1 protein-coding gene is annotated in these 1,561 nt (G+C 68.4%); it reads left to right on the top strand.

The features are described from left to right. Positions 1-91: 91 nt before the first annotated feature. A partial coding sequence (locus tag ACLQ24_RS29560; RefSeq protein ID WP_425895019.1) for an IS1634 family transposase occupies positions 92-1,561 on the top strand: 1,470 nt, incomplete at its 3' end.

Raw genomic sequence — 1,561 nt, 5'->3', positions numbered from 1 at the left:
GCTAGCCCTGCATTCCGCGCGTGGCTGATCGTGGGTGGGTTTCGGCGTGGCGGGTTCGTCACGAGCGGGGTCGGTGGCAGCGTGCCGGGCTGTGAGAGAGCGTGCGCGGTACGGCTCGTTGCCGTCGGTGGAGAAGGCGTTGGGGTCGTTGCCGGTGGTCGCGGCGTTCGCTGCCCGGCTGCGGATTCGTGATGTCATCGATGGGTTGTGTCCGGTGGATGACCGGTCGGAACTGACGCATGGCCAGGTCATCGAGGCGTTGGTCGCGAACCGGTTGACCTCGCCGGAGCCGCTGGTGCGGGTGCGGGACTGGGCGGGCGGGTACGCGGTCGAGGAGGTGTTCGGGGTGCGTCCGGAGCAGCTCAACGATGACCGGGTCGGCCGGGCGTTGGATGCGATCGCTGCGCGGGTGGACTCGATCGTCGGGTCGGTCGGTGCGGCTGCGATCGAGGGGTTCGGTATTGATGTGTCCCGTATTCACTGGGATATGACCTCGATGTCGATGTACGGCGAGTACGTGCAGGTCGACGAGATGTACGCGGCGCCGAAGTTCGGGCATCCGAAAGACCGGCGGCCGGATTTGAAGCAGGTCCAGGCGGGGCTTGCGGTGGCCGCGGACGGCGGGGTTCCGATCTTCCACCGGGCCTACGACGGCGGCGCGGGCGAGGTCGCCCAGGTCATCCCGATGATGAAAGCGTTACAGCAGATCGCCACGACCCGCCGGCTGTTGATCGTCGGCGACTCGAAGCTGGTCTCCTACGACAACCTGAGCAAGATGCACGGCGACGACGTGAGCTTCGTAGCGCCGGCGTCGAAGGTGTACGTGCCGGCCGAGGCGCTGGCCGGTCTGGACCTGGCCCAGGCCAGCCGGGTCGACTACGTCGCCGCACGTGACCGGGGCAAAGACCCCGCCAAGCTGGGGACGTGGCACGTGTACGAGGACACCATGACCTTGACCGGCCCGCGCAAGAAGGATCCGGTGCTGACCTTGCGCCGGGTGTTCGTGCACTCCAGCGCCCGGGCGCAGGCCGCAGCCACCGCCAGGGCCAAGAAACTCGACCGGGCCACCGACGACCTGGACCGGCTGACCCGCGGCCTCGGTTCCCGGCACTATCCGGATGCCGCCGCGGTCGAGGCCCGTCTGGCGGTGATCGGCAAGACCCGCCGGGTCACCGCCTACCTACGCACGACCACCGGCACCTGCCCGGACACCGGGAAACCCACCCTGACCTGGCACTTCGACCAGCAGACGATCAATGCCGAAGCGGCCACCGACGGCTGGTACGCGCTGCTGACCAACCTGGACCCCGACGAGGCCGACGCCACCCAGGTCCTACTGCACTACAAGGGCCAGGAAGCCGTCGAACGCCGCTACTCCGCGTTCAAGGGCCCCCTCGCCGTCGCCGCGATCTACCTGAAGAACAACCGCCGGATCACCGCCATGATCACCGTGGTCTGCCTCGCACTGCTCATCTTCAGCCTGATCGAACGCCAGGTCAGACACGCTCTGACCGCCCTGGGCCGGACCACCATCGCCGGTCTCTACGCCGGCCGGCCCGCC

Origin of the sequence: Micromonospora sp. DT4 (genome assembly GCF_049841675.1) — a bacterium.
In the GTDB taxonomy this organism is placed as follows: Bacteria; Actinomycetota; Actinomycetes; order Mycobacteriales; family Micromonosporaceae; genus Micromonospora.
Note: the sequence above shows the minus strand (reverse complement) of the source record. Positions and strands in the feature narration are given on the sequence as shown.